Genomic DNA, 16,459 nt, shown 5'->3' with positions numbered 1-16,459 from the left:
TTAATTCAAAACATGAAAAACATTCAGTCAAAAATCATTACAACATTCTTATTTTCAATCGTTTATCTATTTTCATTTTATTCAAAATCGCAATCAGGGCTTGAACGAATTTTGCCTTCGACAGCACAACAAAAGCAAGCGGCGAAACCTTGGGTATTTTGGTATTGGATTCAAGGAGGCGTGTCAAAAGAAGGCATCACTGCCGACCTCGAAGCCATGAAAGTACAAGGTATTGGTGGTGCTTATTTAATGCCAATTAAAGGTGTGAGCAATCCGCCACTTTATAGTCCTGCGGTGGAACAATTAACGCCTGAGTGGTGGGAAATGGTTAAATTTTCAATGTCGGAAGCCTCACGTTTGGGTTTAGAAATGGGTATGCACGTCAGCGATGGATTTGCGTTGGCGGGTGGGCCTTGGATAAAACCCGAAATGTCTATGCAAAAAGTGGTGCATTCTACCATAACAATTCAAGGCAATCAACGGTTTTTGGGCGTGATTCCTTTGCCCAAAATCAATGAAAATTACTATAAAAACATTGCTATTTTTGCTTATAAAATACCCCAGAATTACACTTCAACCACCAACACAATTCCAGTTATAACTTCCAACAAATCAGGCATTAATCCACAATTTTTAGTAAAAGAAGGTAATAAAGAAAGTTTCAGATTAGACGAAAAAGGGTGGATTCAATACGCTTTTGAAAAGCCATTTAATCTTAGAAATATCACGATAAAAACAGGTGGAAATAATTATCAGGCTCAACGATTATTGATTGAGGCAAGTAACGACGGACAAAATTTCAAAACAATCACTCGCCTCGAATCTCCACGACACGGTTGGCAAGATACCGATGCCGATGTTACGCACGCCATTTCCCCAACAACGGCAAAATATTTTCGATTTGTGTACGATAAAACGGGTTCAGAAGCAGGTTCGGAAGATTTGGATGCTGCCAAGTGGAAACCTGTCTTAAAATTAATTGGTTTAACACTTTCAAGCGAGCCAAGAATTCATCAATACGAAGGAAAAACAGGCGAAGTTTGGCGAATTAGCAAACAAACAACTACGGCACAAGTAGCTGATAGTCTGTGCATTCCGTTAAAAAATATCATTAATTTAACCGATAAAGTCGATGTAAATGGACAATTGAACTGGAATGTTCCCGCAGGAAATTGGCAAATTATACGCATGGGTCATACCTCAACGGGACATAAAAACGATACCGCAGGTGGTGGAAAGGGCTTGGAATGTGACAAATTTAATCCCGAAGCCATCACTTTACAATTTGAGAATTGGTTTGGGGAAGCCCAAAGACAATTGGGCGAAGAATTGAGCAAAAAAGCCTTAAAAGTCTTTCACGTGGACAGTTGGGAATGTGGGAGTCAGAATTGGTCGAGTAATTTTTTAACTGAATTTAAGCAAAAAAGAGGCTACGATTTATTTCCCTATTTATTAGTAATGACGGGTTTACCGCTTGAAAATACCCAAACGTCTGAACAAGTTTTATTTGATATTCGCCAAACGATTTCGGAATTGGTGGTGGATAAATTTTACAAAACCTTAGCAGAGTTAGCTTATAAAAAAGGCGTGATTTTTACCGCTGAAAGCATTGCCCCAACCATGACCAGCGATGGATTGGCACATTATAAATTGGTGGATATTCCGATGGGAGAATTTTGGCTGAATAGTCCAACCCACGACAAACCCAATGATATGATGGATGCCATTTCGGCAGCTCATATTTACGGAAAAAATATCATTCAAGCGGAAGGATTTACGACGGTAAGAATGGCGTGGAATGAACATCCTGCTATGCTAAAAACTTTGCAAGACAGAAATTATTCACTGGGAATCAACAAGTTAGTTTATCATGTTTTTACGCATAATCCGTGGATGAACCAACAACCTGGCATGACGCTGGACGGTGTGGGCTTGTATTTTCAGCGTGACCAAACTTGGTGGAAACCCGCCAAAGCATGGGTAGAATACGCAGAACGTTGTCAGACTTTGCTTCAAATGGGAAAACCTGTGACAGATTTAGCCATTTTTACGGGTGATGAAGTGCCAAGACGTTCGATTTTACCCGACCGTTTGGTGAATACTTTAACGGGATTATTCAGCAAAGAAACGCTTGAAAATGAACAAAAAAGGTTGATTAATGAAGGCGAACCACTCCGACAAATTCCTGCGGGTGTAAGCCATTCTGCTAACATGGCTGACCCCGAAAAGTGGGTAAATGCCTTACAAGGTTATCAATACGACTCTTTTAACCCCGATGCTTTGCAAAATATGGCAACGGTCAAACATGGGAGCGTTCAATTTTCGGAAGGGAACGCCTACCCTATTTTAGTTTTTCCTTCAACCCTAAAAATGAATCCAAATAGCCAAGCCATTGATGCAAAAACAGTGGCAAGTATGTTGAAATTAGTGAAGGCGGGAGCAACGATAATGGTGGGTAAAAAACCAACGGTAGCTATTAGTAAATCAGAAAATCAGTCCTTTCAGAAGAATTTAAACGAGTTATGGGATGGGAAATTTTTAACGCAAAAAGACGATTCAAAAACGATAATTTATAAGCAATTAGGTAAAGGGAAAATCATCAAAACCCCTTTTGAAGCTACTTCTTTGGATAAATTAGGCATTCAAAGAGATTTAATTGTAACAGAAGAAAAAGGAATCTATGCCCAAAATATTGCTTGGACACATAGACAAGTGGCAGATTTTGAACTCTATTTTATCTCAAATCAGGTAGAAAAAACTCGTCAATTGTCATTTTCTTTGAGAGTAAATCAGCCATTTGTGTATTTGTACAATGCCGTTTCTGATGAATTAACAGCCGTTTCGAATACTGTTAAAGATGGTAGAACTCAATTAAAAATTAATCTTGAAGTCAATGGTTCAGTTTTCGTAATATTCAGCAAAAAAGCCTTAAACGCAACGCCAAACTATTCTTTATCCGTTTCAAAAACTATTCAAGGGGCTTGGAATGTTACTTTTGACGATAAAAATGGAGGCATCAAAACGCCACAAATATTTGATAAATTGAGTGATTGGTCGGTGAATCAAGATAGTTTGATTCGTTATTTTTCAGGAACGGCAACGTATCAAATTTCATTTCAAATTAATAAAACGCAAAAACGCTATTGGTTAGATTTAGGCGAAGTTGCTAACATTGCCAGTATAAATGTCAACGGAATTAATTGTGGGATAGCTTGGACAGCTCCGTATCGGGTAGAAATCACCAAAGCCATTCGGGAAGGAGAAAATAAATTGCGTATCGAAGTGTCAAATACTTGGGCGAATAGGCTGATTGGCGACCATAAATTACCAGAAAATCAGCGTATTACAAAAACGACTGCACCATTCAGATTAACAGAAAAAGCATTAGAAAAATCGGGATTATTGGGAGAAGTGAAGTTGTTGGCAGAGTAATATAGAAACTATTTTAGGTAGAACTTTCCGAAAGTAACAATTCCTTTCGGAAAGTTGAACCAATAACCTCACCAAACATAATCGCCTGCATCATAATTTTCGTTTGAAGCGACCAAAAGTATGGCATTATTTCTAAAATTATCCAATGAATTCCATTCCTCAGGTTTCAGAAGTAAACATTGATTGGAAGAATTTAGGGTGTACGATTCTACCAATTCCTTCTGTTTTACTGTAATATCAACACTGCCATTGATACAAATAAGTGCTTGATGAGCCTTTTTTTCATGCTCATTTCCTTTCACAAATCCGTCCGCATTTTTAATAAAATAAACGCTTTTATAGTTTTGTGGAAATAGGTTTTCAACAACCGTTAGTTCTCCTCTTTCATCAATAAATTGTGGTAGAAATATTAACTTCGCCATAGTTGTAAATTTTAAGAATTATAAGGTATAATAAAAAGTCGTCTTCAGATAAAGACGACTTTTAGGCATTATTTTACTTTACTTAATCAATTATTGTAAAGGTTCAAAAGAACCGCCCCAAGTGTTATTTTGGACAATTTTTGGGTTGTTATTAATTGCTCCAGTCGGAATCGGGAAGAAATAATATCCTGAATTAAATTTAATTGCAGGTCTTGTCATCAAAGCGTTTTCAGTAACCGTTACGGTCAAATACTTTGTGTAAACATCATCTAATGGCAAGGCATCACGAGTTGTTGCGAAATCCGCAGGCACGCCCGTTGTTTTTAGTGAAATAACCACTTTCGAGCCTTTTTTACCATTCAATGTTGATTCTAACAATCTCCAACGACGTAAATCCCAGAAACGTTTTCCTTCAAATGCAAACTCAATTTGTCTTTCTGCTAAAATGGCTTTGAACATTTCGGCACGAGACATATTTGCTTTTAATCCATATAAACCATCTGTTCCTGCTTCAATTCCTGCTCTGGCACGTACCGCTTTTAATTGAGTATATGCTTCATCTAATTTACCAATTCCTGTTGCACTTTCTGCTAAATTTAATAACACTTCAGCGAAACGAATTTCCATCCAATCTGTTCCTGAATAAATGGTATTAGAAAAATCAAGCGTTGAACTGGCAACATCAGAGGTTTGTAATGCTTTTCGACAATAAAAACCTGTATTTGAAGGGTTTGTACCGTTATTTTCAATACTTTTTCCAGCCACTTGATAAGTCCACAATCTACTGTTTGGCACATTTGTCATCAACCAATTACAACCGTTGAAAGCAATTGTTTTATCAAAACGTGGGTCACGATTTTTATAAAATGTTTGGTCAGTATAAGCATATTTACTACTGGCATCTCCTGCGACTTTACCATCTTTCATCGGATAGGCTTTCACTAAATCCCAAGATGGAATATTAGAGCCACCACCTGAAACGGTAGAATATCTTGGACGATTACTGGCTTCCCACCCACTGTTTCTTCGTTGTTGGTCACCTGTTGAGGTATTATAACCTGTCACAAAAACGGCTTCAGTATTGCCCGATTCAGTAAACCACATTTTGCCATAATCAGCAAATAATTTTGACCCACTTGCCGTCAAAATATCAAAAGCATTCTTGTTGGCATCATAAGACGTTTGCCATTTAGTTGCTACATCATTGGGATTAAATTGTGGACTGGCGGCATACATCAAAATTCTTCCTTTCAAAGCAGCAGCAGCACCTTTTGTAATTCTCCCCCAATTGGTAGCAGGTGTTGCCCAAGTGCTTGGTAAATATCTGATGGCAGTATCCAAGTCAGCTACCATTTGATTGTAACATTCAGTAGTTGAGTTTCTTCCAACAAACGTGGCTTCACGAGCTTCAATACCTACGGCATATTGCGGAGTGGTCACCATTGGAACACCACCATAAAGTTTTACTAATTCAAAATATCTCCATGAACGAAAAAATAAAGCTTGTGAAACTAATCTTCTTTTTGCTCCAATGTCCATTTTAGTATCAACATTCAAATCATAAATAAAAGAATTGATAGTTCTTATTTTTCCATAATTATTTGTTGCACTCAAACCTGTTCCGAAGTCACCAATATCTGTAATTAAAAGCGTTCCCTCTAAAATTCTATTCTCTGTACTACTCTGATTATAGGACTCTTCTGAGAATAAACTACCTCCAATATTACTGATTGATGATGTTCCTCCCCAATCTGGCAAGTTTTGGTTATAAATATAACTCAAAGCTACGTTGGCTAATACTGAATCACTCGCAACCACTTCTGGAGAAGCAGCACTTAAATCTGTTTTGTCTAAAACATCAACGCAACTCGACAGTCCAAGCACTGAGCAAAATAGCATTGATAAAATATATTTATTTTTCATAATTTCTTTCATATTTTGATTGGACATGAATCCAAAATTCTTTGTATTGAGTCAATAGTAGTCGTGTTTGGTGCTTTATTGAGCCACACGCCCAAACACCGATTCCAATTATAAATTCAAATTCAAACCGAATGAGAATGAACGTAAAACTGGATAAACATCATACGAACCACCATATTGTTTGTAACTGTATGGATTATATAAATTCAGCGGGTTTGTTGAAGTTAGATAAAATCTTGCCCCAGCAATACGTAGTTTTTGTGCAACCGTTGAAGGTAATTCATAAGATACATTAAGGGTTCTTACTGCCATTTGGAATGAACTTTTAAACCAAAAATCCGAATCTACTTGATTTTGCGACCTAAAGAAAGGACTTGCATAAGTAGCACCTGTATTTTCTGGAGTCCAGTGGTCAGTCAAGAATTGAGGTAAATTTGTTGCTGCTGCCACTTGAGCCGTTGCTGTTGAAGAAGTGGTACTCCATCCTCTTGCACTTGATTCAATAAGTGCCTGCCCACCAAACGAACCTCCGATATTAAAGGAAACCGATAAACGTTTATACGTTGTTGAAAAATTGACACCAAAACCGTAGTGGTTGTCTTTTTTGTTTGTCAAATAAGTACGGTCACTATCATCAATTTTACCATCTGGAGCGGTATAAGAGAAATTACCATTTTCGTCAGCAGTTGTTGATTTTGCACCGTACAAATCTTCATAATAAAGCATTCCTGGAGCTGGTTTTGTACCAAAAATTGTATAGCTTGGATATTTTGCCAAAAGTGCCTCAACGTCAGCTTGTGTTCTCAACATTCCAAGACAACGTAATCCAAGAACTCCTTGGTCGGTTGATTTTCCTGTTGGGTCATAAAGTGTTCCTTTCAAACCTTTATCATAATCAACCGTGATTTGTTTGTTATCGCTCCAAGAGAAAAACCCTCTGATATTATAAGACCAATCCGTAGAAATTTTGCTTTTCCAACCTAAAGAAAGTTCTGTACCGAAACCGTCGATTGTTGCGAAGTTTTCAGAAGGTAAAGCAGCACCAACCGTTAACGGAACAGATGACGTAATACTTGTAAGCATATTATAACGGTGGTCATAGAATGCGTCAAAAGTTAAACTAAGTCTGTTATTTAAAAATGCGGCATCAATACCTGCATTTAGTTTTGTGTTATCATCCCATTTCACACTTTCATTTGCCATTGCATTTTTCAAACGGATAATACCTGCACGGTCAAGATTTCCTCCAAATACAGGGCCATTTCCAGTTTGAATTAAGTTATAGCTTTTCAACCAGTTATATGGTCTTGTATTATCCATACCCGAAAGCCCTCCTGAAAGTCTAACTTTCAACATATCAACCCATTGAGTGGCAGGTTTGAAAAACGGTTCTTCTGAAATAACCCAACCCATTGATAATGCAGGGAAAGTTCCCCATCTATTTTCTGGAGCAAAGTTGGTCGAGGCATCACGTCTGATTGAAAATTCTAATAAATATTTATTCGCATAACTATAATTCAAACGACCTGCAAAAGAAAGTCTGCCTGATTCTGTTTCTGATTCTGTAACCGTACCAACGCCAGCACCCGCAGCAGTACCGCCTAAACCATAACCAATATTATCTTGAGCTCCACTAACCAATCTTTCAATCATTGCTGAAGTTCCGTCGGTATATCCTTCTGATTGTTCAAATAATGTTACGGCTGAAATAGAGTGCTTTCCAAAGTTTTTATCATAAGTCAAATAACCATTCAATTGATACGAATCTCCATAAGTTGGGTTTAGACGGACTCTGTCACCATTATTCAAAGCGGCTACACTTTTTACACCACCACCATAAATATGCTTATTAGTTCCTAACATATTGAAGGTATAAACATTATAAAAAGTACCAAATTGTTTACCCCAATCATTTTCAAAATTCTTATTGAAATTAGCTCGTGCTTTTAATCCTTGAATAAATGGAAAGTCATATTCTAAACTGGCATTAACGTTGAAACCATTATTTCTTGAAGTTGTATAATTATTGGATTTTTGTGCTTCAAAAAAATGGAAGTTTTCATTTGAGTTTGAATTACCTCCTGTATAAATATTTACAGGATAGCCGTCAACATACAGTGGTTTGAAGGGAGAAACGTACAATAAACTTGAAAAATCTTTTTCCGTATTTTCACCACCCTGTTTCAAAAAGTACATTTTCTTTTGTGATAAGTCGCCTGCAACTCCCAAACTTGCTTTTACATTTTTCGCAACTTTTACCTCCGTACTCGCTCTAAATGTCCATTTATTAAAAGAAATATTATCAAAATTGGCATCTTGTTCATTGTAAGTAATACCCGCAAAATAAGTAGCACGGTCGCTACCACCACTTACATTTAGGGCATGACGAGTTACGTGTGAAGGCTTCCAAGCTAAACTTAACCAATCCTGACTATTCGCTTTGAAATGGTCTAATTCGTCTTGTGTATAAATAACAGAATTGACATCTGTTACTTTTTTACCGCCCATAAAGTTGTAATCATTCGCAAAAGTTGCCAGCTCATAGCCATTCATCATAGAGGGCAAATTGGCGTTCGAAACTCCATAAGAGGTACTATATGAGAATCTTGGCACACCATTTTTACCTTTTTTGGTCGTAACTACCACAACCCCATAACCACCTCTTGCTCCATAAATGGCAGCGGCAGCATCTTTTAGAATTGAAATATTTTCAACTTCCGACACATCCAACGTGTTAAAATCTTCTTCTGAACGAATTACATTATCAATAACATACAATGGACGAAGACTACCGCCATCTTTTGACAATAAACTTGGGTTACGAATCGTGATTTGGGCAGCCTCACCAGGGCGACTTGTACCTCCAGAAACACCAACTCCAGGTTGTTGTGATACCAAAGCAGCAGACAAACTATTTACAGGAATATCCTCAATGGCTTTCATGTCAATTTGAACAACCGCACCTGTTAAGTGACTTTTCTTTTGCTGAGCATAACCAACAACCACAACTTCGTCTAATGCTGCATTATTTTCTTCTAAAACAATATTGATATTACTTCTGTCACCAACCGAAACTTCTTTGGTTGAATAACCAACCAAGCTAAAAACCAACGTTTCATCGCCTTTGGTTACGTCTAACTTAAATTCACCTTTTGCATTTGATGATGTTCCAGTTTTAGTTCCTTTTATTCTAATACTTACCCCTGCTAAAGCTAAACCGCCAGCATCTTTGACAGTCCCAGATACAGTTTGATTAGTCTTTACAGCAATATTGGAAATTCTATGGCGAGCGTTTGAGGCTTGGACACCATCCACGAAAGGCGAACCTCCCATAAATTGTGCGACTAATAATAAAGTACAAGTCAGTTTTGTAGCTTTACTAAAATCGGATTGAGATTGTAAAAATAAATTCATCTGAAAAATGTTTAAATTTAGGACACTGATGGAACTTCCGTACTAATTTGACTTATAAATTCCGAATGTTAAATGGGTTGAAATTCTTTAAAACTTAGTTACTAACACTTGATTTGGTAGCATTCTTTTTCGCTTCTTCTCTCTCTCTTATTTTTTTTTCCCAAGCGAGGCTCACAACTTTCATGTCGATACCTTCTTTGGATAAATAATTATTAATTCGTCCTTTGTATTTACCAAACCAAGCGTGTTTTTTATCTGACGACTCGGCATCCATGGCGTGTTCCCGGGCTTCGTACAAATAATTATAGAGTTGCTTCTTCTGTTTCTTGCTCAAATCTGGCATCATTTCTTGATAAGCACGAAAGGTATTTGGGAAAACACTATATGTCATTCCATTTTTCACTCCTTCTATTTGCTCTTTTGATAATTCATGTCTCAAACTTTTCAAATAGTCTTTGTGTATTTGGTTCAACTGATTTTCAGAATCGGACGTATAAATCTTGGAAAGTGAATCGGCTTTTGATTTTGGATTATCCTTCACAATCGTTTTCAAATTTGCCTTACGAACTTCATGAAAATCGTTTAACTTTTTGTATTGATTCGCAATAATATCTCGGACGATAATAGCTTTTAAAGTATCGGAAATGTTAAGACTTTTGACAATTTTTGCAGCTCTTTCTGTTACTACTTTTTGATAAGACGACTCATTTTTACTTTTATCTTGAGCGTGGATTTGCAAACAACAAAAGGCGATGATGAAGGTTAATATTTTTTTAATTTCATTCATTATTTTATATGGGTAAATTATCTTTTTGCATCAATTAGCATTTGAACGAAAATCGGTAATTAAGGTAATATTTTATTGGTTTTTATAGGAGAGTACATGATAGTTTTTTGCACTTTTTACGATTTTTATAGTCGTATTTTTTCAAAATAGTTAAATCTTCCTTTCAAAAACTAAAACCTTCAAACAATTAAATCCATAAACATTTGACAAACAAGTACTTAATTATAATTTTCAATAAAAACAGACTCAATAATTTAGGAGAAAACCCTTATCTGAAATACACCAAATATTACTATTCTTTTAAATCTTCTAAGAGAAGTTCTATTTTCGATACAAAATTCACTATTAGAGTAGGATTTTTTGTGCATTTTTTTATCAACTTAGTGTACGATATTGTCATAATTAAAATTAGAATCATTATATTTTATCATTATCGCTAATATTTTGACAATTCAGGGTCATTTTGTATGATTTCGAGAGAAAGTAGAAATATACAAATAGTGTCTTTTTGATAAAAAACAAGCATAAAATGAAGCCTTTATTTCAAAAAGTACCTGTAAAACTTGAGAGTTCTTTTATCATTCGACATGATGTAAGACCCAATTTTGGAGGAATTTGGCATTATCATCCAGAACTGGAACTTCACTATATCATCAAAGGTGAAGGCGTGAGATTTATTGGTGATAATATTAGCAATTTTTCACACGGGGAAATCGTATTAGTGGGCGAAAATTTGCCACATACTTGGCGTTGTAAAGAGGAGTATTTTCAGAATGACCCAGATTTGAAAGTTGAAGCTGTCGTGATACAATTTTTGCCCGATTGCTTAGGAAAAAGCCTTTTGAGTCTCCCTGAAGCGTATTTATTGCCAAAACTATATGAAAGAGCAAAGTCGGGATTGGTAATTACGGGAAATACGAGAGAGAAATTAACTCATCTTTTGACAGCCATCCCAAAGGCACAAAATTTGGAGCGTTTATCGTTGATGTTATCCATTTTGCACACCCTCGCAGAAAGTGATGAATACGAAAATATTGCTAACGGACAGACTTTTTATCAATCAAATGAGTCGGATACGATACGTCTAAACAAGGTTTGTAATTATACTTTGTCTAACTATAAAAAAGATATTACTTTGGAGGAAATTGCGGCAATTAGCAATTTGAGTGTAACGTCGTTTTGTCGGTATTTTAAATTGATGACCAAGAAAACTTACTATGACTTTTTAATTGAAATTAGAATTAGTCATGCGTGCAGAGCATTGGTAAAAGACCATTTACCAACTGAAGTTATCTGCTTTGACTGCGGTTTTAACAATGTTTCTAATTTTTATCGTCATTTCAAAAAAGTAACAGGGATTACTCCGTTGGAGTATAAAAGAAAATATCATACAAAATAAGGTTCTGCCGTTTTGTATGATATTTTCGACAGAACCTTATTTAAAATTTATTCGAGAATTATTTGTTTCCCCTTCAAATCCTTAATTTCTTTTAGTTGATTATTATACCGAATCGTACAATTATTCCCTGATTTACCATCAATTTGCAAGTAATTCACTTTGCCGTTTTTCCAAGAAAAATCAAGAGTAAAACCACCTCTGGCACGAATTCCTTTGACCGAACCGTCTTTCCAATCGGCAGGAAGTGCTGGTAAAATTTCAATATTCTCACCTTGACTTTGCAATAACATTTCGGCTATTCCAGATGCTCCACCAAAATTTCCATCAATCTGAAAAGGTGGATGAGCATCAAATAAATTCAAATATGAGCCTCCTGCCCCACTCGCAGGACGAAGTAACATTTTTATCATTTTCAAAGCGTGTTCACCTTCCAAAAATCTTGCCCAAAAGTTGATTTTCCATGCTAAACTCCAACCTGTTCCTTCATCTCCTCGATAAATTAACGACTGTCGGGCAGCTTTCATCATCGTTGAATCTGTCCAATTAATATCATTTCCTGGAAAGACGCCCCATAAATGAGAAACATGACGATGTTTGTTTTCGGGGTCATCTTTGTCTTCAAGCCATTCTTGCAATTGTCCATATTTTCCAATTTTGTTCGGGGCAATTTGAGCATATTTTTGTGCCAAAGTATCACGCAATTCTTTATCAATTCCCAAAATTTCACTGGCATTAATACAACTTTTCAATAACTCTCTTATAATTTGATGATCCATAGTTGGACCAATCACCAAACCACCTTGTTCTGGTGAATTGGAAGGAGAACTTACTAAAAAGCCCGTTTTAGGGTCTTTCACCAAAAAATCCACAAAAAACAAAGCAGCATTTTTCATCAAAGGATAGCCAGTTTCTTGAAGAAAATTTTTGTCTTGTGTAAATAAATAATGTTGCCATAAATGTTGACTTAGCCAAGCACCGCCCGTAACCCAAATGCCATGATTTGAGGCATTTATCGGAGCAGTTCCACGCCAAATATCAGTATTGTGATGCACCACCCAACCACGAGCATGATAATATTTTTGAGCGGTTTCTTCTCCACGTTTTGCCAAATCCTTAATCATATTAATCATTGGTTGATGCAAAGCGGATAAATTCAGCACTTCCGCACCCCAATAATTCATTTGAGCGTTGATGTTTGTGGTGTATTTACTTCCCCAAGGTGGCGAAAGCAAATCATTCCAAATACCTTGTAAATTAGCAGGTTGCGTGTTGGGACGAGAGGATGAAATCAATAAATATCTACTATATTGAACATAAAGTGCCGCTAAATTAGGGTCGTTTTCTGTTCCAAATTTTTCTAAACGAAGGTTCGTCGGTAAGTTTTCGTTCGGAGATTTCCCTAACTCGATGGCAAATTTATCATAATAGGATTGATATTCATCTTGATGATTTTTAAGGATTTGCGAGTATTTTTTTCCTTTCAAATTAGCCATCGTAAATTGACATTTAGTGCTTGAATTAGCTGAAACATCATCGTAATTGACAAAATTTGTTGCCGCAGTTAAATAAAGTGTAGCTTCGTCTGCTCCTTCCACAGAAATTTTTTCATCAGTAATTTTTACTTTCCCATTTTTGGTTTGAATCCGTAAAAATGCGTCTCCTTTCAAGGCTCCATTTCTTACTTTTACGGATAATGAAATGGTATTTTCGTTAATTTTCTTGGTAATAAAATGTTTATGTGGGCTGTTTAGTAATGCTTCAAAATCAATACTTTTCAATTTATCGGCGGATAGGTGAACAGTGATAACTTGGTCGGGCTGGCTGGCAAAATAGGTTCTTTTAAATTGAATTCCAGAGGCAGTAAATGAAGTTTCGGAAATTGCCTTTTCTAAATTTAAAGAACGTCTATAATTGGTGTACGCATTGATTTTTTTAAACTTCAACAATAAATCCCCAAATGGCTGATAATCAGCTTGATATTTGCCAATGGCAGGCGGTTCATCATTTTGAATTTTGTATTTCCAAAGTCCATTGAGCGAAATTTTCTTTTGTTCATCGCCTAAAATGTACATTGAAATGGGTTTTGTTGTGTCTTTATACCCTGCAATTCCACCTTTATCGGCATAATTGAGGACTAAAATAGCAATCAGATTCTTGCCTACTTTTAATACATTTGCAGGAATGATATATTTTCTTGGTTCAAGATTATTGGTTGAACCCACCAATTGACCATTCACATAGGTAAAGTCTTGGTCACGAATTCTATTCAAATCTAAAACAACCGATTTTCCCATAAACTCTTGTGGGATTTCAACAATTGTTCTCAACCATACAGCTCCATCCAATCCTTCAAAACCGACGGCTTCCCAACCTTCATAACTTGGCACTTGCATCGTTTTCCATGAAGAATCATTGAAATTTTCTGAAGCGGGATTTCCACCTAAACCCTTTAATTCTTGGATTTCAGACAACCATTTTTCTCTATCACCTTCTTTGCTTTTCAGTCCCAAAAAGTGTTTTTCTGCTAATGCTTCTGCTTCTTTTTGTTTGCCTTCTTGTAGCAATTGCCGAATTTGTGGAAGGTATTTTGCGGCATCATCACGGTTATAATTTCGGGGTTCGCCAGTCCAAAGGGTTTCTTCATTAAACTGAATTTTATCTTCTTGAATACCTCCAAAAATCATTCCTCCCAATCTTCCATTCCCTATTGGAAGGGCATCTGTCCATTTCTGAGCAGGTTTATCGTACCATAATTGATAGTTTTGGGCTTTAGAATTTGTTGAAAAAACTAAAAGAAAAAGAAGAAACGCCGAGAAAAAATAAGTTGAAAATCTGGAAAGCATATCGATTAAATTTAGGTTCAATTGGTATTTTATCTAAAAGCAATTTTCTATAAAAATCTATTGGTTAATTCAATAACTGAATTATGCACTTATCAATGCAGAACCGCTAACGGGGTGAAAAACCGCCGTTAGGGTTGTGTCCGAAAACCCTAACGGCGGTTTTTCACCCTGTTAGCGGTTAATTAATGTCAAATTTAAAATTTTGCTTTTCTGAATATATAATTCCAAAAAATAAAACACAACACTAACTTTAGCACTTACCCAAACTAAAACTACGTTTCACATCCAATTTTTGCCATATCACTTAATTTTTTATTGATAGATTCTTCAAAAAGAATACATTTGAAATATTTTCTCCAATTTTCCCATGTCAAAAAATCCAACTATCCGAAAATTTGTTTGGGGTGTATCATTTTTGGTAGCTCTTTTCGTCAATTTTCCAATAATCATCATTAATTTACCATTCCTAAAACAGTCATATACAACCGTATTAGACATTGGTTTTCAGATTGTTACCTGCTTCATTTATTCTATTTTTGCCATTCATTTTACTTACAAAAACATTCAGAATAAAGTCAGTAAAACCAAACAAATTGCATTTGGATTTATGCTCTTTGTGGCATTTGTAACTGTATTATCGCTTATCAATATTTTCGTTGTTCGCCTTCCTCCAAAAATGATTCCTACCATCATGATGCGAGGATTTCTCATTGCGATAATTGCCTATTTTTTCAGTAGATTTTTAATTGAAACCGATAAGAAAAACGAAGCTTTATTAGAAAATGAGCAGTTGAAACATGAAAACTTACTGAATCAACTCAACTCACTCAAAAATCAATTAAATCCACATTTTTTATTTAATTCTTTAAACACACTCAGTTGGCTTATCAATGAAGATAAAGAACGTAGTCAACTTTACTTACAAAAACTGTCTCAAGTTTTGAGGTATTCTCTGAGTATGCAAGAACAGCCTTTGGTTTTTCTCAAGGAGGAATTAACGTTGATGGATAATTACATTTTTTTACTTCAAATGAGGTTTGGTGAAAATCTCAAAATTGTAAAACATATTGAGGGTAGTGATAAATTTAAAATTCCACCACATTCATTACAATTACTTATCGAAAATGCCATTAAACATAACATTGTGTCTTCGTTAAAACCACTAACGATTAAGATTGAGGTTGAACCAGAAGAAAAAATTATCAAAATTAGTAACTCCATTAATTTGAAATTGAACTCAAGTGGTACAGGAATTGGATTAGCAAACCTCAGTGAGAGATTCAAAATCTTGGTTGGAGAAGAAATTGATATTTCTCAAAACGAGGAATTTACAGTGATTTTACCCTTAATATCATGAAAATAGTCATTGTTGAAGATGAGCCAGCGGCAGCCAATCAATTAAAGTTTTTATTAAATCAGCTACATATTGAACATGAAATTCTGACAACTATCGAGAGCGTAGCGGAAGGAATTGTGTGGTTTTCAGAACATGAAAATCCTGATTTAATATTTTCTGACATTCAATTGGCAGATGGAATATCATTTGAAATTTATGAGCAAATTGAGTTAAAATCTGCCATTATTTTTACGACTGCCTTTGATGAATTTGCCATTCGTGCTTTCAAACATAATAGCATTGATTATTTGCTGAAACCCATAGATTCAGCCTCGTTAAATTTTGCCATCGAAAAGTTTAATAATCAACAATTAATGAAAGACGAATTGTTGAATTTGCTTATTAAACAGCAGGTATTTTCAATAAAAAATTATCGAAAAAGTTTTTTGGTAAGGTTTCGGGATAAATTATTGCCCATTAAAAGTGAAGAATTTGCCTTTTTTTATATTGAAAACGGTCTGGTTTACGGACAAGTTTATGACGGAAGAAAATTTATTTTAGATTTCAAACTTGATGATTTAGAAACTCAACTTGACCCTGTTGATTTTACAAGAGCCAATCGGCAATATATTCTTTCAAGAAATTGTATTTCTGAATTAGTGGGATTCATCAATAGTCGAATAAAAGTAAAAACAACTCCTACTGCACCCTCCGATATTATTATTAGTAAAGAAAAAGTAACCTTATTTAAAAAATGGTTTGAAAATGTGATTTAATTCTCTTTCGGAATTATCTACTATTTGTCGCAAGACAAAATTAGCCCACGGATAGAACAGATAAAACAGATTTACACTGATTTTTCTTTAAATTTATCCGTGTAAATCCGTTGAATCAGTACAATCT

9 protein-coding genes are annotated in these 16,459 nt (G+C 35.5%); 4 read left to right on the top strand and 5 right to left on the bottom strand.

Annotated features, from left to right (window positions below):
* Nucleotides 1-12 precede the first annotated feature (12 nt).
* Nucleotides 13-3,432, top strand: coding sequence for a glycosyl hydrolase (locus VB796_RS15125; RefSeq protein WP_323347401.1), 3,420 nt, complete (start codon nt 13-15; stop codon nt 3,430-3,432).
* A gap of 68 nt (nt 3,433-3,500) precedes the next feature.
* On the opposite strand, the gene VB796_RS15120 is transcribed toward VB796_RS15125, so the two are convergent.
* The 4 genes from VB796_RS15120 to VB796_RS15105 all read right to left on the bottom strand — a co-directional run bounded on the left by VB796_RS15120 (nt 3,501) and on the right by VB796_RS15105 (nt 9,978).
* A complete protein-coding gene (locus VB796_RS15120) occupies nt 3,501-3,854 on the bottom strand; it encodes an FdtA/QdtA family cupin domain-containing protein (protein WP_323347400.1) in 354 nt (117 codons plus the stop codon).
* A 90-nt stretch (nt 3,855-3,944) separates the two neighbouring features.
* On the bottom strand, nt 3,945-5,789 hold the full coding sequence (locus tag VB796_RS15115; protein ID WP_323347399.1) for a RagB/SusD family nutrient uptake outer membrane protein: 1,845 nt from the start codon (nt 5,787-5,789) through the stop codon (nt 3,945-3,947).
* Between the two features lie 96 nt (nt 5,790-5,885).
* Nucleotides 5,886-9,191, bottom strand: a complete 3,306-nt coding sequence (locus tag VB796_RS15110; protein WP_323347398.1) for a TonB-dependent receptor — start codon at nt 9,189-9,191, stop codon at nt 5,886-5,888.
* Between the two features lie 94 nt (nt 9,192-9,285).
* Nucleotides 9,286-9,978, bottom strand: coding sequence for a DUF3826 domain-containing protein (locus VB796_RS15105; protein WP_323347397.1), 693 nt, complete (start codon nt 9,976-9,978; stop codon nt 9,286-9,288).
* A gap of 529 nt (nt 9,979-10,507) precedes the next feature.
* On the opposite strand from VB796_RS15105, the gene VB796_RS15100 reads away from it, so the two are divergent.
* Nucleotides 10,508-11,377, top strand: coding sequence for an AraC family transcriptional regulator (locus VB796_RS15100; RefSeq protein WP_323347396.1), 870 nt, complete (start codon nt 10,508-10,510; stop codon nt 11,375-11,377).
* Nucleotides 11,378-11,424: 47 nt separating this feature from the next.
* On the opposite strand, the gene VB796_RS15095 is transcribed toward VB796_RS15100, so the two are convergent.
* On the bottom strand, nt 11,425-14,220 hold the full coding sequence (locus VB796_RS15095) for a glycoside hydrolase family 95 protein (RefSeq protein WP_323347395.1): 2,796 nt from the start codon (nt 14,218-14,220) through the stop codon (nt 11,425-11,427).
* Nucleotides 14,221-14,587: 367 nt separating this feature from the next.
* Between VB796_RS15095 and VB796_RS15090 the strand changes: the two genes are divergently transcribed.
* Entirely contained in the window at nt 14,588-15,577 is a 990-nt protein-coding gene (locus tag VB796_RS15090; protein ID WP_323347394.1) for a sensor histidine kinase, read from the top strand.
* Complete coding sequence (locus VB796_RS15085; RefSeq protein WP_323347393.1) at nt 15,574-16,332, top strand: LytTR family DNA-binding domain-containing protein; 759 nt, start codon at nt 15,574-15,576, stop codon at nt 16,330-16,332. The genes VB796_RS15090 and VB796_RS15085 overlap by 4 nt, the downstream gene beginning before the upstream one ends.
* Nucleotides 16,333-16,459 lie beyond the last annotated feature (127 nt).

The sequence above is a fragment of the Arcicella sp. LKC2W genome, from assembly GCF_034931005.1.
In the GTDB taxonomy this organism is placed as follows: domain Bacteria; phylum Bacteroidota; class Bacteroidia; order Cytophagales; family Spirosomataceae; genus Arcicella.
This window is presented reverse-complemented; position numbering and strand designations above follow the sequence as displayed.

Excerpts from the sequence above, each read along its gene's own strand:
- VB796_RS15095 (WP_323347395.1), bottom strand. The coding sequence starts at position 14,220 with ATGCTTTCCAGATTTTCAACTTATTTTTTCTCGGCGTTTCTTCTTTTT.
- VB796_RS15120 (WP_323347400.1), bottom strand. The coding sequence starts at position 3,854 with ATGGCGAAGTTAATATTTCTACCACAATTTATTGATGAAAGAGGAGAA.
- VB796_RS15125 (WP_323347401.1), top strand. The coding sequence starts at position 13 with ATGAAAAACATTCAGTCAAAAATCATTACAACATTCTTATTTTCAATC.
- VB796_RS15115 (WP_323347399.1), bottom strand. The coding sequence starts at position 5,789 with ATGAAAGAAATTATGAAAAATAAATATATTTTATCAATGCTATTTTGC.
- VB796_RS15100 (WP_323347396.1), top strand. The coding sequence starts at position 10,508 with ATGAAGCCTTTATTTCAAAAAGTACCTGTAAAACTTGAGAGTTCTTTT.
- VB796_RS15090 (WP_323347394.1), top strand. The coding sequence starts at position 14,588 with ATGTCAAAAAATCCAACTATCCGAAAATTTGTTTGGGGTGTATCATTT.
- VB796_RS15085 (WP_323347393.1), top strand. The coding sequence starts at position 15,574 with ATGAAAATAGTCATTGTTGAAGATGAGCCAGCGGCAGCCAATCAATTA.
- VB796_RS15105 (WP_323347397.1), bottom strand. The coding sequence starts at position 9,978 with ATGAATGAAATTAAAAAAATATTAACCTTCATCATCGCCTTTTGTTGT.
- VB796_RS15110 (WP_323347398.1), bottom strand. The coding sequence starts at position 9,191 with ATGAATTTATTTTTACAATCTCAATCCGATTTTAGTAAAGCTACAAAA.